The organism is Marinococcus sp. LNSP9103-4 (assembly GCF_056034345.1).
Genome location: NZ_JBQLIA010000001.1, coordinates 101829 through 127778, shown reverse-complemented (window position 1 = coordinate 127778; position 25950 = coordinate 101829). Strand labels below are relative to the sequence as shown.

Below are 25950 nucleotides of genomic sequence, written 5' to 3'. Positions count from 1 at the left end.
TTAAAAATGACAACCTTTATACGAACATAAGTTCGCTTTATAATGATGAGTAAAAATCTTACATAAGGGAATGATGTTGAAGAGTGGAAAATTGAACCTGGAGGAATGAAAATGGGAAACAAAGTATTTATCAGTCCGAGTAAATATGTGCAGGGAGTCGACGTTGTGGATGAGGTAGGCGCCTATGTTAAAGAAATGGGCAGTAAAGCAATTGTGATTGCAGACGAATTTGTATGGGACCTGGCCGGCAACAGAGTAGTTGACAGTCTCAAGCAGCAGAGTATAGAAGCCGTAAACATTACCTTTAACGGGGAAGCCTCCACCGGGGAAATTAACCGGATTACCGAAGAAGCCCAATCGGCTGGAGCAGAAATGATTGTGGCTGTAGGAGGCGGTAAGACGCTCGATACAGCAAAAGGGGTCCGCGACCAGATTCCTGATGCCTACTGCGTCATCGTTCCGACGACGGCTTCCACAGACGCCCCGACGAGCGCCCTTTCCGTTATCTATTCGGACGAGGGTGTGTTCGAATCGTACCGCTTTTACTCGAAAAATCCAGATTTAATCGTCATGGATTCCAAAATCATCGCCGGCGCCCCGCCCCGTTTTCTCGCGTCCGGGATAGCAGATGCGATGGCCACATGGGTGGAAGCGCGCATGGCTATTCAGGCGAACGCCAACGCAATGTCCGGCGGACTTTCCACGATTGCTGGCGCAGCAATTGCGGAAAAGTGTGAAGAAACGCTGTTTCAGTATGGACTCCTCGCCTATGAATCCAACAAAAGACAGATTGTCACCCATGCCCTTGAACAGATTGTCGAAGCAAATACGCTTTTGAGCGGTCTTGGATTTGAAAGTGGCGGCCTTGCGCTTGCTCATGCGATTCATAACGGATTTACCGTTCTCGACGGGGACGTGCATCACATGACGCACGGGGAAAAAGTAGCCTTTGGCACGCTGAGCCAGCTGACACTTGAGAACCGCTCGAAAGAGGAATTCGAAAAGTACGTGGATCTGTATTACCGCCTGGAGCTGCCGATCACTCTGGATGATCTTCATCTTGGAGACGCGTCGGAGGAAGAATTGATGAAGGTGGCGGAAGCGGCCTTAACTGAAGGAGAAAGCAGCCATAATATGCCGTTTGCGCTGACTCCTTATGACGTGGTAAGCGCCATGCAGGCAGCTGATCAGTACTCGAAAGCGTATAAAAAAGAACACGGCCTGAAATAAATTTATCTGCACGTTCATGAAGCCGCCGGGTTATACGACCCGCGGCTTTTTGTGTTATCTTTTCGAGGAAAGAGAGGTTTGCTCTCTGCGTGAAATCTCGGCTGGAGGGTGATATAGTATCGAAGGAGAGGAGGCCGGTGCATGAAGATCCTGCGTGTACTGAACAATAATGCGGTAGTCGTCCATCACGGAGACCGTGAGAAGATCGTTTTTGGTGCGGGAATTGGGTTTCAAAAAGGTAAAAACGATCCCGTTAACCAGAAGAAAATAGAAAAGATATTCAGCATGGAAGAAGAAACGCCAAAATTTGAGCAGCTTTTGAAGACTCTTCCGATTGAAGTTATTGAAGTCGGGGAAGAAATTATCAGCTACGCGGAGGGCGAAATGCATCTGCCCCTCAGCGATCACATTCATATTTCGATCATTGATCACCTGGCGTTTGCGCTCGAACGTATTAAGCAGGGGTTTAAAATAGAAAATAAGCTGCTTCATGAAATTAAGGCGCTTTACCAGGAGGAGTACAGCATCGGCGTTTGGGCCATTCAGAAGATCAAAAAAGATCTGGGCGTCGAGCTGCCGGAGGACGAGGCAGGCCATATTGCACTGCATCTGCATACGGCGAAGCTGCAGACCGGATCAATGGAGGAGACGATGCACAGAACCTCATTGATCCAGGAGCTGATTCAAATTGTGGAAGACCGTGCCGGGCTCGAGCTTGCGGACCGCGGTATGTCATATCACCGGCTCGTCGTTCATTTAAATTTCGCCCTTTCGAGAGCAGAGGACGGAAAAGTGTTTGATGACATGGACCCCGAGATGCTCGAGCTGATTCAGACGAAATATGAGAAGGCCTATACTGTCGCGTACGAGCTGGCCGATTACGTTAAACAGGAGGCAGGTCTTCCATTTCCCCTGCCGGAAATCGGCTATATTGCGCTTCATATTCAACGCATTTTATCGAATCAGTCGATTTCATAAATTTGAAAAGAAAGCGTTGACATAAATCTTTTCATTTTGTATACTTTTCGTACATTACACATATCGGGAGTTGTTACTGCTTCGAGCAGGCAAGACCCAAAATGAGGACAGGAAACGTGTATCCTAGGCACACGTTTACCCTTCTCGTTTTGGGTCTTTTTTATGTTTAAAAACAGCTTCCGTTACTTTAGGGGAGGGAATGTCCGAATGGATCATAAACAAATAGCAAAAGAACTTGTACCGCTCCTTGGCGGAAAAGATAATGTTATCAGCGCCAGCCACTGCGCTACAAGGCTCCGGCTGGTCATCGACGATGAAAGCAAAATCGATAAGCAGGAAATTGAAGACCTGGAAGGCGTAAAGGGAGCTTTTTCAAGCTCCGGACAGTTTCAGATTATTTTTGGCACAGGTACGGTTAATAAGGTGTTTCAGCCATTTGCAGAGGAAATTGGTCTCGATGACGAATCCGCAGAGCATAAACAAAAACAAATGGATCATAATGAAGCTGTAAAAAAGAAAATGAATCCGGTATCACGATTTGCGAAGGTGCTATCCAATATTTTCGTGCCGATCATTCCGGCTATTGTAGCCGCCGGTATGCTGATGGGTCTTTTGAATTTGATGAACCGCTTCGGCTGGGCGGACGGCGACAGCTCGTTATACATTCTGCTTGATATGTTCTCCTCGGCCGCCTTTATTATTCTCCCGATTTTAATTGGCTACAGTGCGGCACGTGAATTCGGCGGTAATACGTACTTAGGGGCTGTTGTCGGCGGGATTATGACCCACCCGACGCTTTTGAACCCGTGGGGGCTGCAGGAGGGCGGCGTTGAGCCGGAAATGCTCAATTTCGCCGGCATGAATATCGAACTGCTCGGCTATCAGGGTACGGTTATTCCGGTGCTGCTGACTGTGTATGTCATGTGCTGGCTCGAAAAGCTGTTCCGTAAATTTGTACCTAATATGGTGGATTTGCTCGTAACTCCATTTTTAACGATCATGACGACAGGATTTGTAGCACTAATGGTCGTCGGCCCGCTAGGCCGTCTGCTCGGAGAAGGCGTAACCACGTCGCTGTCATTTTTGTATGATTCGGGTGCCGGTTTTGCCGGACTCGTGTTTGGCGGCCTGTATTCGTTGATTGTTTTAACCGGTGTGCACCACAGCTTTCACGCGATCGAGGCAGAAATTCTCGGCCAGGTCGGCTTCAACTACCTGCTCCCTATATGGGCGATGGCTAACGTAGCTCAGGGCGGAGCCGGGCTTGCCGTATGGGTGAAAACGAAGAGCAAAAAAATGAAAGAAATCGCTGGTCCGTCAGCATTCGCTGCCTTTCTTGGCATCACGGAGCCAGTCATTTTCGGGGTAAACCTCCGCTACCGCCGGCCATTTATCGGGGCTGCAATTGGCGGCGCTCTTGGCGGTGCGTACGTGACAATTACAAATGTCACAGCAAATGGCATTGGGGTGACCGGCCTGCCGATGTTTGCGATTGCAAACGATCCGGTTAACTACGCAATCGGTTTACTGGTCGCTGTTGGCGGCGCATTTACTGCGGCATGGCTGCTCGGCTGGCAGGAAGAAGAACAGCAGCCGAAGAAAGAAAAAACAAACACAGAAAAAGACAGTGAGGAAAAAGCTGTATAAGGAGGAAGCAATGAAAGAGGAGCAGGCGCTTCGAAAGGAAGCAGAACAAATAGTACAAACAGTTGAAGCGGCAGGCCCCTTTCGACAGCAGTTTCACCTGATGCCTCCAGCAGGATTAATGAATGATCCGAACGGTCTTGTGCAGTGGCAGGGAGTGTACCATGTGTTTTACCAGTGGATGCCGTTTCAAACTGGTCACGGCAGCAAATGGTGGGGGCATGCGGCGACGCGGGACTGGGTCCATTGGGAGCTTCTGCCCCCGGCACTTGCACCAGTGCACGATTTTGAGAAAAACGGCTGCTATTCCGGCAGTGCGGTAGCGCATGAGGGCCTTCTATACTTGTTTTATACAGGAAATGTCAAAGACGAACACGGGAACCGGACGAGCTATCAGTGTGTTGCAGTCTCAAGTGACGGAGTGGAGTTTGAAAAGCACGGCCCGGTGATTTATCAGCCGGAAGGGTACACTGCTCACGTCCGTGATCCAAAAGTATGGTTTGAGGCGGATTTTTGGTGGCTCGTGGTCGGTGCCCAGCGCCACGATCTGGAAGGACAGATACTGCTGTACCGTTCGGCGGACCTGTGGGAGTGGGAATATTTAGGACCACTTGCCGGAAAAGGAGTTACGTTGGATGCCTCCTTTGGCTACATGTGGGAATGCCCGGACTTTTTTGAACTGGACGACTCGCGGGTACTGCTCATCTCTCCGCAGGGGCTTGAAGCAGAAACGTATCGGTATCAGAATCAGTATCAGACCGGTATTTTTGCCGGTGAATTCTTTCCGGAAACGGGCACGTTTTCCCATGGCGGGTTTCGTGAAATTGACCTCGGTTTTGAATTTTACGCCCCGCAGACGTTTCTGGATGAACGGGGCCGGCGTCTGATGATTGGCTGGATGGGAGTGCCGGACCAGCAGGAACAGGCGCAGCCGACGATTGCTAACGGCTGGGTTCACTGTCTGACGGTCCCCCGGGAGCTGACAATGAAAAACGGGCACCTGTACCAGCAGCCAATTAAAGAGTACCGGCAGCTGCGGGAAGAGCACGCATCCGCGGTCGTTGCTGTGAATAATGAGGCGGTAGTATGGCAGTCATGGAATGCCGCAGTGGCAGAGGTTTATCTGGATGTGGAGGAGGATAAAAGCTGGACCGTTTCCTGGCGCCGTTATTTTCATATTTCCTATAATGCCTGGGAGCAGACGATTACCTTTGAACGGCCGGACCTGGAGACGGGCGCTCTGGTCCGCCGTACGGGCCGGGTAAACAGCGTGCGTTCGATTCGCTGCCTGTTTGACCGTTCCTCTGCAGAAGTGTTTGTGAACGACGGGGAATATGTCTCGACCTCCCGCCTGTTCCCGGAGCAGGAAGAAGGGGAGCTCCAATTTTCAGCTGAAACACCTGCAGTCTTTCATGTCGATGCATGGGAGCTGGAGTCCCTGCAGTGGACATGAGGAAACGTCCTGGTGTTTGTAAGACGGAAAAAAGTGGAACAATAAGCGTAGAGAAACTTTGGAGACAGAAAGGAAGATTTTCATGCGCATATTGTTAGTCGGGGCTTCAGGTACGATCGGAAGTGCCGTATACGAACGCTTAAAAGACGAACACGACATTCTTTGTGCGGGGCGAAATGGCCGGGACGTGCAGGTGGATATTACGGACGAAGACAGCATCCGACAGATGTATGAGTCCACCGGCCGCGTGGATGCAGTCATTACGGCCTCAGGAAGCGCCGGCTTTGCTCCGCTCACTGAGCTGACTCCAGAAAAGAACCAGACAGCAATCAACAGTAAAATGAAGGGCCAGATCAACCTGGTGCTGATCGGTATTCCATACGTGAACGACGGCGGCAGCTTCACGCTCACATCCGGCGTCATGATGGACGATCCGATTCCTCAGGGAACATCCGCTGCGATGGCGAATGGTGCCGTAAAAGGCTTCGTCACCTCTGCGGCTATTGAACTGCCGAGAGACATCCGGATTAACAATATCAGTCCGAACCTGTTGAGCGAATCGGCAGAAAAGCTTGGCGGCTTTTTCCGCGGCTTTGATCCCGTGCCGGGAGATAAAGTTTCCCTTGCATATCAGAAAAGCGTTGAAGGCCAGCAGACCGGCCAGACGTACGAAGTATACTAATAAAAAGCTCCGGAGCACAGACATTCATCTGTGCTCCGGAGCTTTTTCAGGTGCGAAGCGCGTGAGCGGCGAGTGTGTTCAGGTAGTTCTTCATTGTCTGTTCGAGACTTCGGTTATACAGAATCGCGGCCGGATGATAGATCGGAAAAATATTGTAGTTTTTCTTCGTCCAAATGTACGAGTTGGATTCTTCATCCCATTGCTGTACTGGAGACGTCTGAATTCTGCCGGTCACATCACCGAGTCTGGGGCTTTTTCCGAGCAGCCGCTGGTAGGCGATTTTGCCCATCGGCACAAGCCACTCGGGCTGTACCTGGGATATTTCATAATCCAGTACAGGCGCATGGGCCTGTATTTCTTTCTGGTTCGGGGTCCGGTTGTATTTCCGGCGCACCCCGGCCTTCGTTTGTCCCCATTTAAACGGACGGCTTCGCACGGCGCTTGTAACATAAATATCGTCCCGTTTAATGTTCAAGTCGTCGAGATACGAGTCGAAAATAACTCCTGCTCTTCCGCTGAAGGGGATGCCATTATGAATTTCGGTTTCGCCTGGAGCTTCCCCGACAAACATAATTGTGGCGTCTTTCGGACCGGCTCCCGGCAGAAATCCTTCACAGTCAAATGGTTCAATGCGTTCGTTGGCGAGCTGTACTAAAGAAGAAGGCAGCTGCATAGTTATCATCCTTTTTATGGTTTCTTTTGCCGCTAATAGGTTTGTACCCGAATTGGCGAGGAATAATGAGCGTAAGACCAATTTTGATGAGGGAGGCAGTAAAATGAAATCATCCGATCAATATTTTTTCCCTACGTACGAAGAAGCAAGAAGGGCTTTCCGGAAAAGAAGCGCAGACGTGGCAGCAGTATGGCCGGAGGCCTCGCTGACCCAGTACGCTGTCGGAGAGCCGGAAAACAATAACACGACCGATATTATTGCAGCGGACGCCAGATACCATTCCAGTACGCTGATTGTCGTCACCACCGGCGTGCACGGGATAGAAGGATACGCAGGGTCGGCGCTTCTGCAGCTGTTTATCGACGAGTGTTTGACCCAGCTGAATCCGAATACGACCGGCATACGTCTTGTGCATGCCGTGAACCCGTGGGGGATGAAAAACCGGCGGCGGGTGAGTGAAAACAACGTGGACCTGAACCGTAATTTTATGAAGGATTGGAACAATGTGCCTGCTTCACTGAACAAGCGATTTGAAAAAGAAAAGAAACATTTTGTGCCGGAGGGACCGGTGAAAAGCTGGAAAAAACAGCGGTGGAATCTATTAAGCTCTCTCGGGGCAAAGGTGTTTAAGCGAGGCGTATCCGGACTGGAAAAAGCAGCAACGATGGGACAGTACCAGTATCCAACCGGTATTTTTTACGGCGGAGCAGCTTATGAAGAGCCGGTGGAAAAGCTCCTGTCGCGTATGGATGAGTGGGTAAAGGAATACGAAACGGTCGTCCATATTGACATTCATACCGGGCTGGGGCCTTCCGAACAGCTGTGGCTGCAGGTGCCGCATTCAGACCCGCGCAAGGAAAAGCAGCTCCAGAAGCACTTTGGGCATCCTGAGGTAAACGATGTGCAAAAAACAGATGTGCGGGAAATCAAAGGAGAGGACGCAGAATACGTGAAGGATGTCTACAGCCGAAGACATCCGGATAAGTATATTTTCTCCTGCCTGCTGGAGTTCGGCACAATCGGCAACCGGCTGCCGGATCAGATGAGAGCGCTCGATATTGTCGTGCACGAAAACCAGTACTACTGGTACGGGGCAAAAAAAGAAGCGGATGCCCGTGAACTGCAGAAGGAATTTCATCAGCTCTTCGACCCGCCCGAGGAAAGCTGGAGACAGGCAGTGCTGAAAAAGGGCAAAGCCGGTTTTAATCTCGTGCTTGAAAAAGAAGCGGGGGTGCAGCTCGTTAAAAAATAGCCGCCAGCTGCGACGAAAATCTAAAGTCCCGGTTGTTATTTAGGAAATAAGTATTGACCCCGGCCACTGCCTGTGATAAAAATAGATATATAGAAAACGTTTACAAAAGAATATTCCCTTAAATTAGGATTGTTACTGATGAAGCAGGCAAAACCTAAACTCCGCGCCGTTCTGGTAGAATGGTGTGTGTGAGTTTAGGTTTTTTTATTGGACTATTCAGGCAAAGGGCGAGGAGATATGCAGATAAAAAAAGTCTTCAATAACAATGTAGTTCTGACGGAAAACCGCCACGGAAAAGAAATGGTAGTGATGGGGAAAGGTTTGGCGTTTCAGCGCAAAGCCGGGGAAACGGTCGATCAGGAGCAGGTGGAGAAAACGTTTGTGCTTGAAAATGAAAACGTCTCCGACCAACTGGCTGAGCTTCTGGCAGATGTGCCCGAAACCTACCTGTCGATTGCAGAACAGATTATTTCCCTGGCTAAAGAGGATCTTGGTGTAAAGCTTGATGATTACTTATACGTGGCACTGACGGATCATTTAAGCTTTGCGATCCGCCGCTATGAACAGGGAATGTCGCTGCAGAATACACTCGCCTGGGAAATCAGGAAGTATTACCGTAAAGAATTTGCTGTCGCTTTAAAAGCACTGAACATTATTGAAGCAGAAACCGGCCACCGGCTTGATGAGCACGAAGCAGCTTCGATTACGCTGCATCTCGTGAACAGCCAAATGTCCGGGGAAGGCCTCGAAGAAGTTGTAGAAACTGTAGGCATCGTTAACGATATGCTGAGTATCGTGAAATACCACTTTCAAATGGAGCTTGATGAAGATACGCTGAATTATGAACGCTTTTTAACGCATCTGCGCTTTTTTGCCTGGCGTCTCGTCCGAAAGGAGCGGCTGCAGTATGATGCCGATGATGATTTTTTATATCAGCAGGTGAAAAAGCAGTACAAAGAAGCCTTTCTGTGCAGTGAAAAAATTAAAAAATACGTCGAAAACAAATATGATTGGAGCGTATGCAACGACGAACTGATTTATTTAACGGTTCACATTCACCGGGTCGCATCCAGGCATCAACTGAATAAAAACCACTCAGAGTAGGGTTGTTACTGATGAAGCAGGCAAAACCTAAGCTGAGCAGAGTATGGAAGGGGATTTTTCCTTTCTGTCATCTGTTCAGTTTAGGTTTTTTCATTGCCTAAAATACTAATAAAAAGGGGTGTAGACATGAAAAAAGATTATCAGGAGCTTGGCAGAAGTGTCGTCGCCGGCGTCGGCGGCGAAGAAAACGTACAGTCGCTCGTTCACTGTGCCACACGACTTCGATTCCGGTTGAAAGACAGAGGCCAGGCAGACAAGGAGCAGGTGGAGGCGCTTGAAGGAGTTATTCAGGTCGTGGAAAGCGGCGGTCAGTTTCAGGTCGTTATCGGTAATGAAGTCTCCGACGTCTACAAAGCGATCGCGAAGGACACAAAGCTTGGCGACGATGATGCTAATGCAGGCACTTCGGAGGACAAAGGAAACGAGGGTAATTTGTTTAACCGGGCGATTGATATTATTTCCGCCATTTTCACTCCAATATTGGGAGCGCTTGCAGGAGCCGGTATTCTAAAAGGGCTGGTAGCGGTGCTGCTAGCCACAGGCGTATTAACGGAAACAAGCGGGACGTACCAGGTGCTGAACGCTGCTTCGGACAGCTTGTTCTACTTCCTTCCGGTCCTGTTGGCCATCACGTCTGCCCGTAAATTCGGGGCAGATCCATACGTAGCAGTGCTGATCGCCGGAGCTCTTCTGTATCCGGATTTAATCGCATTTGGGGAAGAACAGGGTGGCAGCTTTGGATTTCTCGGGATTCCGGTGCTGATGGGTAACTACGCATCGTCGGTTATTCCCATTATTTTAGCTGTTTATGTGATGTCGAAGCTGCAGGCGGTACTGAACGGCTGGCTGCATTCAAGCATCCGGATGTTTTTCACGCCGCTTCTTATTCTAGTTATTATGGTTCCGTTAACATTGATTGTTTTCGGTCCGGTTGGTACGGTAATCAGCGGCTGGCTTGCTGATGGCTATACGTCGATTTATGACGCAAGTCCAATGATTGCCGGGGCGTTTATGGGTGTGTTCTGGCAGGTGTTTGTTATTTTTGGTCTGCACTGGGGATTCGTACCAATTGGAATCAACAACTTAAGCGTGTACGGGGAGGATACGTTTTCCGCTCTGCTTGCGCCGGCTGTGTTTGCACAGGCCGGAGCAGCGTTGGGTGTTTATTTAAAATCACGCCAGCGGAAAGTAAAAGCGATCGCCGGTCCGGCTGCAATTTCCGGATTGTTCGGTATTACCGAGCCTGCAATTTACGGGGTGACGCTTCGCTATAAACGTCCGTTTATTTTAGGCGCAGCTGCCGGTGGTGTCGGCGGTGCGATTGCAGGTATTGCTAATGCCTCTGCGCTTGCGGTAGCACTGCCAAGTCTGGCTGCCCTGCCGGTATACTTCGGGGAAGGATTTGGGCTGTTTGTGGTATCGATTATCGTCGCGTTTTCCCTCGGGGCTCTCCTCACTTACCTGTTTGGCTATAAGGATGAGCTTGAAGAGAAAGCACCGGACCAACCGGAAGAAACGACTACTGATACCCAGACTGCGAAGGAGGTAGCGGCAACGTCAACCATATCGAAGGAAAACCAGGCAGTTGCGAGCCCGCTTAAGGGCGCTGTGATTCCGCTTGAAGAAGTAAATGATGCTGCGTTTTCCTCTGGAGCCATGGGGAAAGGCATCGCTGTGATTCCGATAGAAGGAAAGCTTTATGCTCCGGCAGACGGCGAAATGTCCACCGTCTTCCCGAGTAAGCACGCCTTCGGCCTTAAAATGAATTCAGGGGCGGAGCTGCTTATGCATATCGGGCTCGATACGGTACAATTGGATGGGCAATATTTCCAGGCGAACGTGCAGCAGGGTGATACGGTCACTAAGGGACAGCTGCTTGCAGAATTTGATATTAAAGCCATACGTGAAGCAGGCTATGATTTATCCACGCCGATTATTGTTACCAACACAAACGATTATTTAGATGTGATTGGAGACAATGACGGTAACGTTGAACCAGGCGATACAATGCTTTCAATTATTCAGTAAATAGAGAAGGAGTGGGCACTATGACATTTAAACCATCATTTCCAGAAGGATTCCTATGGGGCGGAGCTATCTCCGCCAACCAGGCTGAAGGAGCCTATAATAGAGACGGCAAGGGGCTCTCCACCGCAGACATTATCGAACTGATTGAGCCTGAAGACCGGACGTCCATGAAGCTGCCATATCCGAGCCGGGAGGAGATTGAACATGTGCTGAAAACTGAAGAAGACCGGATCTTTCCGAAGCGGTTCGGCATCGATTTTTATGATACGTACAAGGAAGATATTGCCCTTTTAAAGGAACTCGGATTTAAAACGTTCCGCATTTCGATCGGTTGGGCGCGCATTTTTCCGACCGGTACTGAAACAGAGCCGAACGAAGAGGGACTGGCGTTTTATGATAATGTGTTTGATGAAATGCACAAGCACGGCATAGAGCCGCTTGTTACCCTCTCCCACTATGAAATTCCACTGCATTTGGCGACCGAATACGGCGGCTTTTACGGAAGAGAAACAGTGGATCATTTTGCCCGCTACGCCGAAACCGTGTTTGAGCGCTACAAAGGAAAGGTGAAATACTGGATCACCTTTAACGAAATTAATTCATTGATGATGGCCCCGTACGTCGGCGGCGGGCTGATTCCGGACGTAGTCCCGGAAGACCGGAAGCTTGAAGCGATCTACCAGACAGCTCACCATCAGCTTGTGGCGAACGCAAAGGCCATTGAAGCGTGCCGGAGAATCAGTCCGGATGCACGTATCGGCTGCATGGTAATCGGCATGATCAACTACCCGAACAGCCCACACCCCGAGGACGTGCTCGCTGCCCACCAGGACATGCGCAATACGCTTTTCTTCACTGACGTCTTTACGAAGGGCGGCTATCCGGGCTATATGACACGGGTGTTTGCAGAAAACGACATCCAGCTGAAGACGGAGCCCGGAGATGAAGAGCTGCTGCGGGAAAACACGATCGATTTTCTGCCGTTCAGCTATTACATGTCAGCGGTATCCGCGCGTGAAGAAACGACGGGAGAAAAGGCAGGGGGCAACCTGCTGACCAAGCTGAAGAACCCGTATCTTGAAGCGTCGGACTGGGGCTGGCAGATTGACCCGGTCGGCCTTCGGACGCTGCTGAACCAGCTGTATGAGCGCTACGACACACCGATGTTTATCGTGGAAAACGGCCTGGGGGCCTACGACAAGATGGAAGAGGATGGATCGGTGCATGATCCGTACCGCATCGATTACCTAAAAAGCCACATCGAACAGATGAAAGAAGCGATTGGAGACGGGGTGGAGCTGATCGGCTACACCACCTGGGGGCCGATTGACCTTGTGAGCTTTTCCACGTCCGAAATGTCCAAGCGCTACGGCTTTGTTTACGTAGACCGGGACGATTACGGAAAGGGCTCCAACAAGCGCAGCAAAAAAGACAGCTTCTACTGGTACCAAAATGTGATTCAGACGAACGGGGAAGAGCTGTAAGAAAAATCATGCATTATTAATTTGGCTGAAGCCGGGGCGGGTGCTCCGGCTTCAGCTTTTGTTGCTGGCATTGGCATTTTCGTTTAAGTGTGGGAAAGTAATGAAAAAGCAGCTTAAATTTTTCATTAAAGCATTCGAAAAGGCGGGATCGGAATGAACCAATATATTTGCAGTGAGTGTGAACAGATTCACCCGATCACCCTCACTATCTGGAAATGCCCGGTATGCGGAGGAGTGCTGGATCTCTTAAGAGAAACACCTTCCGTAAATCCGGAGGTGTGGGAAAGCTATCCATTATCCATCTGGAGGTACGCAGAAACGATGCCGTTTTCGAAGGAAACTCGGCCATGGGAAGCCGTGTCTATGGGAGAAGGCCAGACCCCGCTGCTTCCTTTATCACCCGGAGATCCTGAGGTATACGTTAAAGTGGACTACATGATGCCAACGTTGTCGTTTAAAGACCGTGGCGCGGTGGCGTTGATAACAAAAGCAAAAGAGCTGGGCGCGGAGAAAGTAATCGCGGACAGCAGCGGGAACGCCGGCACCGCCATGGCTGCCTATGCTGCCCGGGCAGGTATTGCCTGTGACGTATACGTAAGTGCTAAGACGTCACCGAAAAAGATCGATCAAATCAGTGCACACGGAGCCCGTATTCGAAAAATCCAGGGGACTCGGGAAGAGGTGGCCGCAGCCGCCCAGCAGGCAGTCGAACAGGAGCAGGTATTTTATGCGAGCCATGTATATAACCCGTATTTTTTTGAAGGCACCAAATCATATGCGTATGAAATATATGAACAGCTCGGACGTGCGCCTGAAACCGTGATTGTTCCCGTAGGTAACGGGACACTGCTTTTAGGAGCTTACTACGGTTTTCACGAGCTGCTGACAAATAATCTGATTGATCAGATGCCGAAAATCGTGGCAGTGCAGGCTGACAACTGCGCCCCGCTCGCCCAGGCTTATGAAAAGGGAGCTGAAATAGCGGAGCCGACTGCTGCGAAATCCACACTCGCGGAAGGGATTGCCATCGCAGCGCCGGCGCGCTCGGCACAAATTCTGCAGGCTGTTCGTCAAACAAACGGGACATTTATCCGGATTCCGGAAGAAAAAATATTAAGCGCAAGGAAAGCTCTGGCGAGCAAAGGGTTTTATGTAGAAGTTACCTCGGCCATTAACTATGCGGGATATCTTCAGTACCAGAGAGGAGAAAGCGAAACGGTAATTATCCCCCTCTGCGGAGCAGGGATTAAATCCTCGTAATAGGATTTATGCTGAACATTTCTGAAGAAAACAATTTACGCAAACAGTATAAGAGTGACTGAGAAATTGCATTCGTAATAATTTTGAAGCTGCGTGCTTTTGTTTTTCATTAGACACATATTTTTGCTCCTATAAAGACAGATGAGTTGCCAATTGTTTTTCGCGGTGGATAGAATAAGCGTATAACTCGTTTTCCGGCATCGTGAATATGCTTCCCGAAGAGGAGTGAGGGAGATGATTGATTTTTTGATTATTGGTGGCGGTATTGTTGGTACGGCACTTGCGCATGAGCTTTCCCATTACCAGGGACGAACGGTGGTTCTTGAAAAAGGACGGACGCTCTCCGGCGTCCAGTCGACGCATAACAGCGCGCTTGTCCATCCCCCTGCAATGATGCCCGCTGCCAAAGGAAAAATGAAGTCTGAGCTTGGCAGAAACGGAAGCCGCCTTCACCGGATATTAGCGGAGCGCTTTGACGTTCCTGTTTTTCAACACGGAGCGATCGCAACGGCACGCACGGATGAAGAGCTTGGAAAACTACATTGGCTGAAGCGGCAGAGTGAGGCAGAGGGTGTTCATACGATCACCATTTTAAGCAGGGAAGAAATGCTTGAGCGGGAACCAAAGCTGCACCCAGAGCTTAAAGGCGGCCTGTTTATGCCCGAAGCCATGAGTGCAGACACTGCTGTGCTCACGGATAGACTCGCATCCAATGCCCGCCTTAACGGGGCGGAAATTCATACGAATACCGGGATTATCGATCTGCGTAGAACAGAAACAGGATTTGAAGTGGAAACGAAAGAGGGAATCGTTTTTCAAAGCCGGTTTGTGATTAATGCCGCCGGAGCCGCCGCTGCTTCCATTGCCGGCATGATTGAGGATCGCGTGCCGTTTGAGCCGGTTCCGAGGCGCGGAGAATATATGGTGCTCGGAAAACAGGCTTCGGGATTTATTAATCACATCATTTACCCGCCGCCCACAAGCCGGACGAAGGGTATTCTGATCATTCCCCAGCCGGACGGAACAATCCGTCTCGGTCCGACAGATATAAAACAAAACAGCTTTCGCTTTGCTCTTCCGACAAAAGAAGGAATGGAGCAGATTCAAAACGAAGTCAACATGCTTGCAACAGGCATTCCTTATGAATTCACGGAGCGCCATTATGCCGGTATACGCTCGAGCATTACCGAGCCGGATTTTTACATCCGTTCCTCGGAGAAGGATCCGAGGCTGATTCATCTGGCGGGGCTGGACTCCCCGGGGGTAACTGCCTCTCCCGCGATTGCATCATATGTCGTATCCGATATTATTCAAAATATCGAATCAGTGGAACGAAAAACCGATCCTGATCTGACGGGGTACTGATGGTGGCGGGGCTGTGGTTTTTGAAAAGGCTTACGGCCTTAAAATAAAGATTTCAAAGTATCGTAGGTGACTGTGATAATGACTTGTCTAAAGGAAAGGGATGGTCATGAAGGTTTTAGTGACAGGTTTTACAGGAAAGGTTGGATTTGAAGCTGCTCAAAAGCTTACGAATAATAATATTCCTTTTGTGGGTGCTGTGCGGAATCCCGAAAAAGCTAAAGCGGAATTTGGTGATGGTTATGAATTTGTAACGCTTGATTTTTCAAAGCCTGATACATTTGATGGAGCTCTTAGCCAGGTGGATCGTATATTTTTAATGTATCCCCCGGGAGATAATCTGCAATTTGGCAGCTTTTTAGAACAGGCTAAAAAGCATGGCATTCAGCATATTTCTTATTTATCGTTAAAGGATGTGCAGTTTATGCCATTTATTCACCACTATAAAATGGAGAAATTAATAAAAAAATCAGGCATTCCTTATACATTTGTGCGCGCGGGTTATTTTATGCAGAACTTTAACGATTTTTTGTGTGAAGAAATTAAAGAAAGGCATCGTATTTTTGTGCCGGCCGGCAATGGGAAAACGAGCTTTGTGGATACAAGAGATCTGGCTGAAATATCAGTCAAAGCATTAATGCATCCTGCGAAACACCGGAATACAAGCTATGTCATCACAGGCGGGGAAGCTCTCAATTTTTATGAGGTAGCAAACATTATGACGGATATTTTAGGTGTTGATATTGAATATGCTGATCCCTCGGTAAAAGAGTTCAAACAATTTATGAAAAAAATGAACGTAGATGATGATTTTATCAATGTGGTCATTGGCATTCACTTTCCCAAGAAGCTGGGACTCGCAAAAGGAATTACGCATGATTATCAGAAAGTAACAGCGAAAGAGCCCACAGATATAAGGGTGTATATTAATGATTTTAAAAGCAGTTGGATATAGGAAAACCCACCCCCGGCATGATAAAAAAAATCTCGTGTCCGGGAGTGGGTTTTTATTATGATTTAACAAATTCGTATAACTCGTCTATGAAAGGGTGTCAGCTGTCATTTCTAGGCAGTGGATAAAATCCATTGTAGAGCTGCTGCCATAGAGGTTCCGGAAGATGGTATTTTGTCGGTTCTTCAGGGTCAAAGGTGGCATTGATTTCCTGTTCGCGGCCTTCCTGGACTTTGCTCACGAACTGATGATCGAGCAGCAATTCCCGCCCGAGACAAACCAGTTCTGTGCCAGTCTCCAGGGCGCTTAGTGCGTCATCTGCCGTGAAAATGGAGCCAATACCGATCAGCGGAGCACGGCCGCCAATCCAATCGTGGATCAATTGAATACGTTTTTGTCCGTTGTACTGGCCTTCCCGTGTTTCGGAATGAATATCCATCAGAGACACATGGAAATAATCCAGAGGGTGTTCGGCCAAACGATCAATCAATTCCTTCGTCAGCTCCATTGTAATGCCCGGAGATTCGGCTTCTTCCGGGGAAAAGCGGTATCCCACGATGAAATCGTCGCCGCCGTGTTCCCTGGCTGAGGCGGTTACCTCGTTGACCACGGCCAGTGGAAACTTAAATGGGTCAGCCCATTCATCGTCCCGGCGATTATAATATGGAGAAACAAACTGCTGAATGAGATAGTGGTTGGCGCCGTGAATTTCCACGCCGTCAAAGCCTGCCTGGGCTGCACGTCTTGTAGCTTCCCCGAACGCCTGAATCGTTTCTTTGATTTCTTCATGCGTGATCGGACGAGCCTGATGCTTTTGCGGCTCGCCAAAGGTCGCCAGTTCAATTTCACTTGGCGCTGCCACGTCGCCGCCTGGAGTTAATTTAGGCAACGACTGGGCTCCGCCGTGATGAATCTGGGCGACGGCTTTTGCACCGTTCTTTTTCATGACAGCAGCCTGCTGGCGCAGGCCCTCGATATCCGAGTCTCTGGCGATCGACGGCTGGCCGGGGAATGCTTTCCCTAAAGCTGTCACATTGCTTGCTGCGGTAATAGCCAGGCCGACATCCTCCGACCGTTTTTCAATGTAAGGAAGCTCGCGGTCAGAAATAGTCCCGTCCTCGTTGGAGGACACGTGGGTTAACGGCGCCAGTACAAAGCGGTTTCTTAGTGTAACTCCATTCGGTAATGTTAATGGTTGAAATAGTGGGGTATATTTTTCGTTCATTGCTTAAGCCCTCCTTCTGCCAAATTACTATAGCACGATCCAAAAGGAGTTCGCGAAAAAGTTGCTTATCATTTTCATCATCTTTCATATATGAACACTTTGTGACCATTCATGTGAAAGTATTCACAATAAAATAAAATATGGTATATTAAAGATAAGAAATATGTGAATACATTCACAAAAGGAGGAATCATAATGATTATTCGTTTTTTGAAGGAATCGACGACTGCGACGGTACTGTTTTTGGTGGTACGCCTGTACTTAGGCTGGACGTGGCTCACTTCGGGGCTTGGTAAAATTGCAGAGGGCTTTAACCCTGGCGGATTCCTGCAGGGGGCGGTCGCTGAACCGGTCATGCAGGGCGGAGGCACGGCAGCTGCTTATCCATGGTACACAGCCTTCCTGGAAAATGTCGCTATCCCGAATGCCGGACTGTTTGGCTTTCTCGTCATGTGGGGTGAAGTACTGGTAGGCGCCGGCTTAATTGTTGGCTTGTTTACAACCACTGCCGCCTTCTTCGGCGGTACGATGAATATGGCATTTCTGCTGGCGGGTACAGTGTCGACGAACCCGATCATGCTTATTCTCGCCATCCTTCTCCTCGTTGGAAAAGGTAACGCCGGTAAAATCGGCCTCGACCGCTTTGTTCCAGCTTTGAAAGGAAAAGTCGGACGGGGGCCTAAAGAACAACAAACACCAAAAGCCGCATAGCGGCAGCTGAAAAGCCCTTTTATGAGGGCTTTTTTGCATGAAGAAATGTGTAATAATAACGAAAGGCGCTGAATAATGTTTATGAAAAAGCCACGGTGGAAAGATATATGTTAGCAGTATTAAAGTGAAAAATAGTTAATAATGTTTGATATATAGCTTTGTTGCAGAAGGGAGGCCGTATCCGTGGAATTTATTATAGGTATTCTGCTGCTTATTGTATTTGTTTTTCTGGCTATTCGTATGGCTGGCTGTTTCTTTAAGTTTATCCTGCCGGTGGCCATTGTACTCGTGATCGCTTATTTCATCTACCGTTCTATACAGGGCGGCTGACAGTGAATAAATGAAAATCCCGCTTTTCAGTTTTTACTGAAAAGCGGGATTTTTTTATTCTTCGGCTTCGTCTTTATTCGTTTGGTCGACCATGCGGACAAGAGCTTTGGCAATAGCATCTTTTTCGTCTTTTTCAGCGTTCTGCCAGAGCTCGTTTAATACTTTCTCTTCCCGGTTGCGAGGCTCTTCGTGCTTGGCCAGATGATCGGCGACACGTTTAGTGGCTTTCGCCAGTCCTTTTTCTCCGAGACCAATGCTTTCGCCCTTTTTCACCTGGTCGCCCAGGTAGTTTTTGAACGTATTAAAGTTCTGCATAATCTGGTCTTTGTCTTCCTGATCCAGTTTATCGACGTACTGTTCTGCTTTTTTTGGATCTTCCGCCATTGCTATCTCTCCTTTAGTTGAGTACTAGTAAACGCTTTCCTTTTTCAGTGAAAAAATAAACAAAAAGAAGAAAAGATGGGCCATAATTCATAAACGAAAGCAGAATTTAAAAATAAATCTGAAAATTAATGTGTTAGATAAGCTTACATAGTAGTTGTTATCTGCGGTAATGTTGCTTAGACTACAAATCAACAGCAAAAACAGTATATAGGTTTCCGCAGATGGAAACGCCAATGCTTTCTAGGGTTCCGCTTCTTGAAAAAAGAAGGTCAGGTCCGAGAGAATGCGGTACGGGCAGTGATGCCTGTATACACGGAGGGACAAAAGCCCGGGAGAGTGAAAACTCTTCCAGGCTTTTTATTTATTTTCAGGTGCTTATATTACTAAGGGAGGCTCCATTATGGAAAAAATAATTGAAGCAGGAAGCAAATGGTCGAATGTGGTGGCGAAAGGAAAGGCCGTCCGGTTTACCGCGCTCGAAGACGGAGCCAACATTTCACTTCTGCTGTACAACGCTAAAAATACGACAGATCGTTACAATATGCCCGACTCGTTAAAGGCCCAGCACACATCGAAATTTACAAAAGGAAACATTCTGATGACCGATAATGGCCGGGCGATGGCAAGCATTATTGAAGACAGCTCAGGATGGCATGATCCTATCGGCGGCTATTCGACAAGAGCAGGGACCGACAGCAAGTACGGTGAAACCACGTTTCAAAAGCTGTTGAACGATTACTACCGGAGCGGCGAAGAAAATTTCGTCAAGGAACTGATGCGTCACGGCTTAACGAAAAGAGACCTGGTGCCGAACATCAATTTATTTTCAAAAATTTATGCCGATGAATCCGGGAGCATGCATTTTGACCCGGAGCACGCCAAAGCGGGAGACACGGTGACGCTCCGTCTGGAGATGGACAGCTTAATGATTATCTCCAATACGCCGAATCCCCAGGATCCGGCAGCGGATTTTCCGTCAGTTCCGGTGAAAATGGAAGTATTTAATGTAAAGGAAGCAGACGAACAGGACTATTGCGTCAACTATCAGCCGGAAAACAGACGGGCGTTCGAAAATACATGGGAATATCATTCATTACTAGTGTGAAGGGGAGTTTAACATGAATATGCTCGCAAAGGTACAAAGTGAAAGAACCGCGGAAACGGCCGTATATGAACAGTTGATTCCGGCAGGCGAAGGGTGGATCAGGGAGCTGCAGCCCGGCCAGGTGTTCAGGATTGAAGACGTGGAAGGTAATGAAGCGGCCGACACCCTCTTTTTTGATACGGAGCATCCGGAGGATCATTACAGTGCGATTAACACCATCAATGCGCAAAACAATATTTATTTAACGGCAGGTTCAGTACTGAAAGCCGAGTCCGGAAAGGATCTGCTTGAAATTACGGCAGACACAGTCGGCCGGCACGATACGCTCGGCGGGGCCTGCTCGTCACAGAGCAACACAGTCCGTTACGCCCATGACCGGGAGCCGATGCACAACTGCCGCGATACGTTTATGTACCAGCTGGCCAAATACGGCCATGATTACAGCAAGCGTGATATTGCACCGAATATTAACTTTTTCATGAACGTGCCGGTTACGCCCGAAGGCGGTCTGGACTTTGATGACGGCATTTCAGGGCCCGGTTATTATGTGGAAATGACAGCCAAATGTGCAGTGACTGCGCTCATCAGCAACTGCCCGCAGCTGAATAACCCGTGCAGCGGTTTTAATCCAACACCGCTTCGTGTACTCATCTGGGATAAATAAATTTTTAAAAGGAGAGAGACTGAATGTTTCAAAAGGTACTCATCGCAAACCGTGGAGCGATTGCTGTCAGAATTGAAAGAACATTAAAAAAATTAAACATTCCGTCTGTAGCTGTATACACGAAAGCGGATCGTGACAGTCTGCACGTGGCATACGCCGATGAAGCAGTAAATATCGGTGAAGGCCCCCCGCAGGAAAGCTACCTGAATGAAAAAAAGATTCTGGAAACGGCGCTTGAAACAGGAGCGGACGCAATTCATCCCGGGTACGGCTTTCTGAGTGAAAATGCTGATTTTGCGCGCGAATGTGCGAAGCAGAACATTACATTTATCGGACCGGAGCCGGAACAGATGGAGCTGTTTGGGCTGAAGCATACGGCCCGTGCTTCTGCTGAAGAAGCGGGCGTACCTCTGCTCCCCGGCACAAATCTTCTGTCGGGCCGGGAGGAAGCGGTGGCACAGGCAGCGGACATCGGTTATCCGGTCATTTTAAAAAGCACGGCCGGCGGTGGTGGAATAGGTATGCGTATCTGCGAAAATGAAGCGTCGCTTCACGAAGCATATGAAGGTGTTAAGCATTTGGCGGAAGCAAATTTTAATGACGGTGGCATGTTTTTGGAAAAATACATTCCAAGCGCCCGTCATATTGAAGTTCAGATCTTTGGCAATCAAAGCGGGGAGGTTGTGGCATTAGGCGAACGGGACTGCTCGCTGCAGCGGAGAAACCAAAAAGTCGTGGAAGAAACGCCGGCGCCAAATATTACAGAAAAAACGAGACAGGAAATGTGGCAGGCTGCCGAACGTCTGGCGAAAACTTCAGGATACAGAAGTGCTGGTACAGTCGAATTCTTGTACGATCCGGACGAAAGCGAGTTTTACTTTCTGGAAGTGAATACGCGTCTTCAGGTGGAGCACGGAGTAACAGAGGAAGTGCTCGGTATCGACCTCGTGGAATGGATGGTAAAAGAAGCAGCCGGCAGCTGGGAGAACCTTGCGGAGAAAGTGCCTGCTTCATCAGGGCACAGCATTCAGGCCCGGGTATACGCTGAAGACTGCGGCCGCGATTTCCGCCCGAGTGCAGGTCGCATCGACCACGTCATGCTGTCGGAGAATGCGAGAAATGAGACCTGGATCCAAAACGGCGTGGAAACGACGACACTGTATGATCCCATGCTTGGCAAAATCATCGTGCATGCCGACAGCCGGGAGGCTGCTCTCGATAAGCTGTACGACGCTCTTGGAGAAACCCGTTTTTACGGAGTCACCACAAACCGTCAGTACGTCCGCGGACTCCTGCAGGAGCCGCGTGTACGGGAAGGCCGAGTGTTTACCCGCCTATTGAATGATTTCGACCCGGCGGAAAAAGCACTGGAGGTGCTGGACGGAGGCGTTCAGACGACGGTCCAGGACGTGCCGGGAAGAACCGGCCACTGGGACGTCGGCGTTCCGCCATGCGGTCCTATGGACCCCTTCGCCTTCAGGCTTGGCAATGCCTTGCTGAATAATGCGGAAGATGCAAGCGGTCTGGAGCTGACACTGCAGGGAGGATCCTACGTTTTCCGGGACGATCTTACGTTCTGTGTTACCGGCGGTGACATGGGCGCTGCTCTTGAGGATGAAACCATCGCTTTATATGAAACGGTGCAGGCCAAAAAAGGCCAGACGCTGAAATTTGGAAAAACGACCGAAGGCATGAGAACCTATCTGCTGATTGAAGGTGGGTTTGATAAACCGAAGGTGCTTGGAAGCTCCTCTACGTTCACTCTCGGAGAGTTTGGCGGACATGCCGGAAGAGCCCTGCGCCCGGGGGATGTTCTGGGTGTCCGGGGAAACACGGAGAGTCCAAAGCAGCAGTCGCTTGCTTTGGACGCACGTCCGGAATTAAAGAGGGAGTGGACGCTCGGTATGATCCCCGGCCCGCACTGCACACAGGAGTTTCTGCAGCCTGAATATCTGCGGCAGCTCGCAGAAGCAGAATGGGAAGTGCACTTTAACAGCTCCCGGACCGGTGTGCGACTGATTGGACCTGCGCCGGCCTGGACCCGTGAGGACGGGGGAGAAGCCGGCCTGCACCCGTCCAATATTCATGATAATGCCTACGCGGTGGGCACGCTTGATTTAACAGGAGATATGCCGATCCTGCTCGGTCCGGACGGGCCAAGCCTGGGAGGCTTCGTCTGTCCGGTGACAACTGCTTCTGCGGAGTTTTGGAAAATCGGCCAGCTGCAGCCTGGGGACAAGGTGCATTTTCAGCTGCTGACTATTGAGGAAGCGAACAACCTCCGTCAGGCGCAGGAACGGTTGATCGAAGGTGTAAGAGCAGGACGGGCGGTCGAAGCAGCTGTGCTGCCAGATGAAAATGACGTGCTGAATCCGGAATATCCGCTGCTTGTCGATGAACGCGAAGAGCGCCGGTTTCCTATTACGATCCGCATGAGCGGGGATGAGTATCTGCTGGTGGAATACGGCGAAATGGAACTGGATTTGAAGCTTCGTTTTCAGGTGCAGGTGCTCATGGAGGCAGTCGAAAAAGAGGGCGTGCTGCCAGTTATTGAAATGACTCCGGGAGTTCGCTCTTTGCAGATTCATATTGATCCGCTGGAGATGACGGTCCAGGAGGCTTCGCAGCACGTACTCCGGATTGACGAGGACCTTCCGCCGCTGGAGTCGATTCAGGTGCCTTCCCGGATCGTAAGGCTTCCGCTTTCATGGAACGACCCCTCTGTACAGCTTGCCACTGAGCGCTACCAGCAGAACGTACGGCCGGATGCTCCGTGGTGCCCGGACAATCTGGAATTTATCCGGCGCATTAACGGTCTCGAAAGCATTGATGACGTAAAGAAGATTGTGTTTGATGCAAATTATCTGGTGCTCGGACTTGGTGATGTGTATCTCGGGGCGCCGCTTGCTACGCCGACAGACCCGAGACACCGGCTTGTGACAACCAAATACAACCCCGCGCGGACGTGGACGCCGGAGAATGCGGTCGGTATCGGCGGGGCATATATGTGCGTGTACGGCATGGAAGGCCCGGGCGGCTATCAGTTTGTCGGCCGGACCATCCAGATGTGGAACCGGCTGCAGGCGACGGAAAGCTTTGAGCCCGGAAAACCCTGGCTTCTCCGCTTTTTCGACCAAATTCAGTATTATCCGGTGACACATGAAGAACTGACGGAACTGCGGGAGGATTTCCTGCGCGGCCGGTTTGAAGCAGATATTACAGAAACAACCTTCGATCTGGGCGAATACCTGGCATTCCAGGAGTCGATTCAGGAAAGTGCTGCAGCATTTAAAGAAAATCAGCAGGCAGCCTTTCAGGCAGAACGTGAACGCTGGAAAGAGCAGGGGATTGCAGAGCATGTGGAGGATGACAGTGGAAATGCTGCAGTGCTTGAAGAAGAGCTGCCGGCAAACGAGACAGCTGTTCGCTGCTCGATGCCGGGAAGTGTATGGAAGGTCGAAGTAACTGAAGGACAGTACGTAAATAAAGGCGACGTGCTGGTCATTGAGGAAAGCATGAAGATGGAATTTCCACAGCAGGCTCCCGAAGAAGGGTACGTAGCTTCCATCCATGTGGAGCCCGGAGACGAAGTACAGGCAGGGCAGTTAATCGTCGGCCTGCGTGCAGAAAAAGAAAGCGGGGTGTCGGTTACATGACAGAACAATTAAACGTACAGCAGCTGTTAAAAGCTTATCGGAGCCAAAGTATAGAGCCCGGAGAAGTGGTAGCCGGCATTCTCGAAAGGGCCGGGGAATATCAGCACAAAAACATCTGGGTGCTGCCTCCATCTAAAGAGCGGATTCAGCCTTATATTGACCGGCTGGCTGCGTTTTCGCCGGAGGAGCTTCCGCTGTGGGGCATACCGTTTGCTGTGAAGGATAATATCGACGTAGCGGGATGGCCGACAACAGCTGGCTGTGAAGCATACACCTACACTCCGGAAAAGCACGCCACCGTAGTGAAGCGGCTCGTGGACGCCGGCGCCATTCCGGTTGGGAAAACCAATCTGGACCAGTTTGCTACAGGGCTCGTCGGCACACGGAGTCCTTACGGAGAAACACACAACGGACAGAAGGATGAATTGATCAGCGGGGGGTCAAGTGCAGGCTCTGCCGTAGCGGTAGCGTGCGGTCTGGCTGCCTTTTCCCTCGGTACAGATACTGCAGGCTCCGGGCGGGTTCCGGCCGCGCTGCATGGGCTGATTGGTTGGAAATCGTCCCTCGGCGCCTGGCCGATCGCCGGCGTCGTGCCGGCATGTGAAAGTCTGGATTGTGTGACGGTATTTGCCTGGGAGGTAAATGATATTCCCCTGGTGGATCAGGCAGCCCGGGGTGTCGACCTGAATGATCCCTGGTCGAAGCCGTTCGGTGATTTAAAGAAGCAAAAGCCGAAAAAATGGCTGCTGCCGGAGGAAGAGCCGGAATTTTACGGACCATATGAGGAGCAGTACCGAAAAGCATGGAAAAAAACAGTCGAGTGGCTTGAAGAAGGAGCAGAGGAAGTATCGTATGTGGATACGTCCATCCTAAGTGAAGCGGCATCGGTGCTGTACGACGGTCCCTGGATTGCCGAACGCTGGGCGGCGCTTGGCGCATTTATAGAAAAACATCGCGATGAGGTGTTTCCGGTAACCGAAAAAGTGCTTTCCAAAGGAGAGGGCAAGGCATACGGGGCCGCAGAGCTGTTCGAAGCGATGCACCGGCTGCAGGAAATCAAGCACCATACCGGGCAGTGGCTCGAAAATAATGTGCTCGTGCTTCCGACATGTGGAGGGACGTGGACAAGAGAACAGGTCCGAAAAGACCCGGTGCAGACAAACAGCGACATGGGGAAATATACGAATCACTGCAATCTGCTTGATATGAGTGCGATAGCTCTGCCTGCCGGTGAAGCAGCGCCGGATGTGCCATTTGGCGTAACACTGTTCAGCCGTGCAGACGCAGAAAGTCTGCTGATGGGTGCGGCGGAAAGCTGGCAGCGGACAGAACTTTCTTTGCCGGAGGAACCAGCCGAAAAGCTGATTGCTGTATGCGGACTTCATATGAAAGGTTTTCCACTTGAAAAACAGATGAAAGAGCACCGGGCTGAATTCGTGGAAGAAGCTTCGACAGCCCCGGAATATAAACTGATCCGTCTGAACAGCGAACCGGCCAAACCCGGATTAATACGGGAGCAGACGGGAGAAGAAATTGAGGTTGAGCTGTGGCGGATGCCGATCGGGGAAATGGGGAAGTTTGCCGCAAAGATTCCTGCTCCGTTAGGTATCGGCACGGTCAAGCTGAATGATGGACGCAATGTGATGGGCTTTATTTGCGAAAGCAGTGCTGAAGGAGAAGATATCAGCTCCTTCAAAGGCTGGAAAAACGCAGAGGCGGCTAAATCATCGACGTAAAAAGCCAATTATGCAAAATGTTTCGCAGGGAGGAGCA

21 protein-coding genes and 1 riboswitch are annotated in these 25950 nt (G+C 49.9%); of the genes, 18 read left to right on the top strand and 3 right to left on the bottom strand.

The window, feature by feature from the left end:
* Nucleotides 1-111 precede the first annotated feature (111 nt).
* The 5 genes from ACTRXG_RS00635 to ACTRXG_RS00615 all read left to right on the top strand — a co-directional run bounded on the left by ACTRXG_RS00635 (nt 112) and on the right by ACTRXG_RS00615 (nt 5987).
* A complete protein-coding gene (locus ACTRXG_RS00635) occupies nt 112-1230 on the top strand; it encodes a glycerol dehydrogenase (RefSeq protein ID WP_474261064.1) in 1119 nt (372 codons plus the stop codon).
* Nucleotides 1231-1371: 141 nt separating this feature from the next.
* Entirely contained in the window at nt 1372-2208 is an 837-nt protein-coding gene (locus ACTRXG_RS00630) for a PRD domain-containing protein (protein WP_474261065.1), read from the top strand.
* A 207-nt stretch (nt 2209-2415) separates the two neighbouring features.
* Entirely contained in the window at nt 2416-3855 is a 1440-nt protein-coding gene (locus ACTRXG_RS00625) for a sucrose-specific PTS transporter subunit IIBC (protein ID WP_474282410.1), read from the top strand.
* A 10-nt stretch (nt 3856-3865) separates the two neighbouring features.
* Nucleotides 3866-5305: a glycoside hydrolase family 32 protein gene (locus ACTRXG_RS00620; RefSeq protein WP_474283545.1), complete on the top strand. Its 1440-nt coding sequence runs from the start codon at nt 3866-3868 to the stop codon at nt 5303-5305.
* An 82-nt stretch (nt 5306-5387) separates the two neighbouring features.
* Nucleotides 5388-5987 (top strand): short chain dehydrogenase, encoded by a 600-nt coding sequence (locus ACTRXG_RS00615; RefSeq protein WP_474283543.1) that lies wholly within the window; start codon nt 5388-5390, stop codon nt 5985-5987.
* Between the two features lie 46 nt (nt 5988-6033).
* On the opposite strand, the gene ACTRXG_RS00610 is transcribed toward ACTRXG_RS00615, so the two are convergent.
* The gene (locus ACTRXG_RS00610; protein ID WP_474283541.1) at nt 6034-6660 is read right to left on the bottom strand and encodes a uracil-DNA glycosylase; all 627 of its coding nucleotides are present in this window, start codon (nt 6658-6660) and stop codon (nt 6034-6036) included.
* 103 nt (nt 6661-6763) lie between these two features.
* Between ACTRXG_RS00610 and ACTRXG_RS00605 the strand changes: the two genes are divergently transcribed.
* The 7 genes from ACTRXG_RS00605 (at nt 6764) to ACTRXG_RS00575 (ending at nt 16105) form a co-directional block, all read left to right on the top strand.
* Entirely contained in the window at nt 6764-7912 is a 1149-nt protein-coding gene (locus tag ACTRXG_RS00605; RefSeq protein WP_474283539.1) for a M14 family metallopeptidase, read from the top strand.
* Between the two features lie 237 nt (nt 7913-8149).
* Nucleotides 8150-9016, top strand: coding sequence for a BglG family transcription antiterminator LicT (gene licT / locus ACTRXG_RS00600; RefSeq protein WP_474283537.1), 867 nt, complete (start codon nt 8150-8152; stop codon nt 9014-9016).
* A gap of 126 nt (nt 9017-9142) precedes the next feature.
* The gene (locus tag ACTRXG_RS00595) at nt 9143-11044 is read left to right on the top strand and encodes a beta-glucoside-specific PTS transporter subunit IIABC (RefSeq protein WP_474283535.1); all 1902 of its coding nucleotides are present in this window, start codon (nt 9143-9145) and stop codon (nt 11042-11044) included.
* 20 nt (nt 11045-11064) lie between these two features.
* Complete coding sequence (locus ACTRXG_RS00590) at nt 11065-12528, top strand: glycoside hydrolase family 1 protein (RefSeq protein WP_474283533.1); 1464 nt, start codon at nt 11065-11067, stop codon at nt 12526-12528.
* A 153-nt stretch (nt 12529-12681) separates the two neighbouring features.
* The gene (locus ACTRXG_RS00585) at nt 12682-13788 is read left to right on the top strand and encodes a threonine synthase (protein WP_474283531.1); all 1107 of its coding nucleotides are present in this window, start codon (nt 12682-12684) and stop codon (nt 13786-13788) included.
* 234 nt (nt 13789-14022) lie between these two features.
* Nucleotides 14023-15153, top strand: a complete 1131-nt coding sequence (locus tag ACTRXG_RS00580) for an NAD(P)/FAD-dependent oxidoreductase (protein WP_474283529.1) — start codon at nt 14023-14025, stop codon at nt 15151-15153.
* Between the two features lie 106 nt (nt 15154-15259).
* A complete protein-coding gene (locus ACTRXG_RS00575; protein ID WP_474283527.1) occupies nt 15260-16105 on the top strand; it encodes an SDR family oxidoreductase in 846 nt (281 codons plus the stop codon).
* A gap of 97 nt (nt 16106-16202) precedes the next feature.
* Here ACTRXG_RS00575 and ACTRXG_RS00570 read toward each other — a convergent pair whose 3' ends face one another.
* Entirely contained in the window at nt 16203-17327 is a 1125-nt protein-coding gene (locus tag ACTRXG_RS00570) for an NADH-dependent flavin oxidoreductase (protein WP_474283525.1), read from the bottom strand.
* 195 nt (nt 17328-17522) lie between these two features.
* Between ACTRXG_RS00570 and ACTRXG_RS00565 the strand changes: the two genes are divergently transcribed.
* Nucleotides 17523-18038, top strand: a complete 516-nt coding sequence (locus tag ACTRXG_RS00565) for a DoxX family protein (RefSeq protein ID WP_474283523.1) — start codon at nt 17523-17525, stop codon at nt 18036-18038.
* A gap of 183 nt (nt 18039-18221) precedes the next feature.
* Nucleotides 18222-18368 carry a hypothetical protein gene (locus tag ACTRXG_RS00560; RefSeq protein WP_322526794.1) on the top strand — a complete coding sequence of 49 codons (147 nt, stop codon included), beginning with the start codon at nt 18222-18224 and terminating at the stop codon, nt 18366-18368.
* A gap of 54 nt (nt 18369-18422) precedes the next feature.
* Here the strand turns inward: ACTRXG_RS00560 and ACTRXG_RS00555 are convergent, their stop codons facing one another.
* Nucleotides 18423-18752 carry a DUF3243 family protein gene (locus ACTRXG_RS00555; protein WP_474261081.1) on the bottom strand — a complete coding sequence of 110 codons (330 nt, stop codon included), beginning with the start codon at nt 18750-18752 and terminating at the stop codon, nt 18423-18425.
* Nucleotides 18753-18981: 229 nt separating this feature from the next.
* Nucleotides 18982-19089: riboswitch (guanidine-I (ykkC/yxkD leader) on the top strand.
* 63 nt (nt 19090-19152) lie between these two features.
* On the opposite strand from ACTRXG_RS00555, the gene ACTRXG_RS00550 reads away from it, so the two are divergent.
* Genes ACTRXG_RS00550 through atzF form a run of 4 tightly spaced genes read left to right on the top strand, consistent with a single transcriptional unit; the run spans nt 19153 to nt 25913 of the window.
* Entirely contained in the window at nt 19153-19857 is a 705-nt protein-coding gene (locus ACTRXG_RS00550; protein ID WP_474283521.1) for an urea amidolyase associated protein UAAP1, read from the top strand.
* A gap of 19 nt (nt 19858-19876) precedes the next feature.
* Nucleotides 19877-20521: an urea amidolyase associated protein UAAP2 gene (locus ACTRXG_RS00545; RefSeq protein WP_474261144.1), complete on the top strand. Its 645-nt coding sequence runs from the start codon at nt 19877-19879 to the stop codon at nt 20519-20521.
* A 23-nt stretch (nt 20522-20544) separates the two neighbouring features.
* Entirely contained in the window at nt 20545-24177 is a 3633-nt protein-coding gene (gene uca, locus ACTRXG_RS00540; protein ID WP_474283519.1) for an urea carboxylase, read from the top strand.
* Nucleotides 24174-25913, top strand: a complete 1740-nt coding sequence (atzF, locus tag ACTRXG_RS00535; protein ID WP_474283517.1) for an allophanate hydrolase — start codon at nt 24174-24176, stop codon at nt 25911-25913. The genes uca and atzF overlap by 4 nt, the downstream gene beginning before the upstream one ends.
* Nucleotides 25914-25950 lie beyond the last annotated feature (37 nt).

What these genes read in the sequence shown, in the direction of transcription:
- ACTRXG_RS00635 (WP_474261064.1), top strand. Translation starts at nt 112, where the DNA reads ATGGGAAACAAAGTATTTATCAGTCCGAGTAAATATGTGCAGGGAGTC.
- ACTRXG_RS00610 (WP_474283541.1), bottom strand. Translation starts at nt 6,660, where the DNA reads ATGCAGCTGCCTTCTTCTTTAGTACAGCTCGCCAACGAACGCATTGAA.
- uca (WP_474283519.1), top strand. Translation starts at nt 20,545, where the DNA reads ATGTTTCAAAAGGTACTCATCGCAAACCGTGGAGCGATTGCTGTCAGA.
- ACTRXG_RS00580 (WP_474283529.1), top strand. Translation starts at nt 14,023, where the DNA reads ATGATTGATTTTTTGATTATTGGTGGCGGTATTGTTGGTACGGCACTT.
- ACTRXG_RS00575 (WP_474283527.1), top strand. Translation starts at nt 15,260, where the DNA reads ATGAAGGTTTTAGTGACAGGTTTTACAGGAAAGGTTGGATTTGAAGCT.
- ACTRXG_RS00565 (WP_474283523.1), top strand. Translation starts at nt 17,523, where the DNA reads ATGATTATTCGTTTTTTGAAGGAATCGACGACTGCGACGGTACTGTTT.
- ACTRXG_RS00545 (WP_474261144.1), top strand. Translation starts at nt 19,877, where the DNA reads ATGCTCGCAAAGGTACAAAGTGAAAGAACCGCGGAAACGGCCGTATAT.
- ACTRXG_RS00630 (WP_474261065.1), top strand. Translation starts at nt 1,372, where the DNA reads ATGAAGATCCTGCGTGTACTGAACAATAATGCGGTAGTCGTCCATCAC.
- ACTRXG_RS00590 (WP_474283533.1), top strand. Translation starts at nt 11,065, where the DNA reads ATGACATTTAAACCATCATTTCCAGAAGGATTCCTATGGGGCGGAGCT.
- licT (WP_474283537.1), top strand. Translation starts at nt 8,150, where the DNA reads ATGCAGATAAAAAAAGTCTTCAATAACAATGTAGTTCTGACGGAAAAC.
- atzF (WP_474283517.1), top strand. Translation starts at nt 24,174, where the DNA reads ATGACAGAACAATTAAACGTACAGCAGCTGTTAAAAGCTTATCGGAGC.
- ACTRXG_RS00615 (WP_474283543.1), top strand. Translation starts at nt 5,388, where the DNA reads ATGCGCATATTGTTAGTCGGGGCTTCAGGTACGATCGGAAGTGCCGTA.
- ACTRXG_RS00595 (WP_474283535.1), top strand. Translation starts at nt 9,143, where the DNA reads ATGAAAAAAGATTATCAGGAGCTTGGCAGAAGTGTCGTCGCCGGCGTC.
- ACTRXG_RS00605 (WP_474283539.1), top strand. Translation starts at nt 6,764, where the DNA reads ATGAAATCATCCGATCAATATTTTTTCCCTACGTACGAAGAAGCAAGA.
- ACTRXG_RS00585 (WP_474283531.1), top strand. Translation starts at nt 12,682, where the DNA reads ATGAACCAATATATTTGCAGTGAGTGTGAACAGATTCACCCGATCACC.
- ACTRXG_RS00555 (WP_474261081.1), bottom strand. Translation starts at nt 18,752, where the DNA reads ATGGCGGAAGATCCAAAAAAAGCAGAACAGTACGTCGATAAACTGGAT.
- ACTRXG_RS00550 (WP_474283521.1), top strand. Translation starts at nt 19,153, where the DNA reads ATGGAAAAAATAATTGAAGCAGGAAGCAAATGGTCGAATGTGGTGGCG.
- ACTRXG_RS00620 (WP_474283545.1), top strand. Translation starts at nt 3,866, where the DNA reads ATGAAAGAGGAGCAGGCGCTTCGAAAGGAAGCAGAACAAATAGTACAA.
- ACTRXG_RS00625 (WP_474282410.1), top strand. Translation starts at nt 2,416, where the DNA reads ATGGATCATAAACAAATAGCAAAAGAACTTGTACCGCTCCTTGGCGGA.
- ACTRXG_RS00570 (WP_474283525.1), bottom strand. Translation starts at nt 17,327, where the DNA reads ATGAACGAAAAATATACCCCACTATTTCAACCATTAACATTACCGAAT.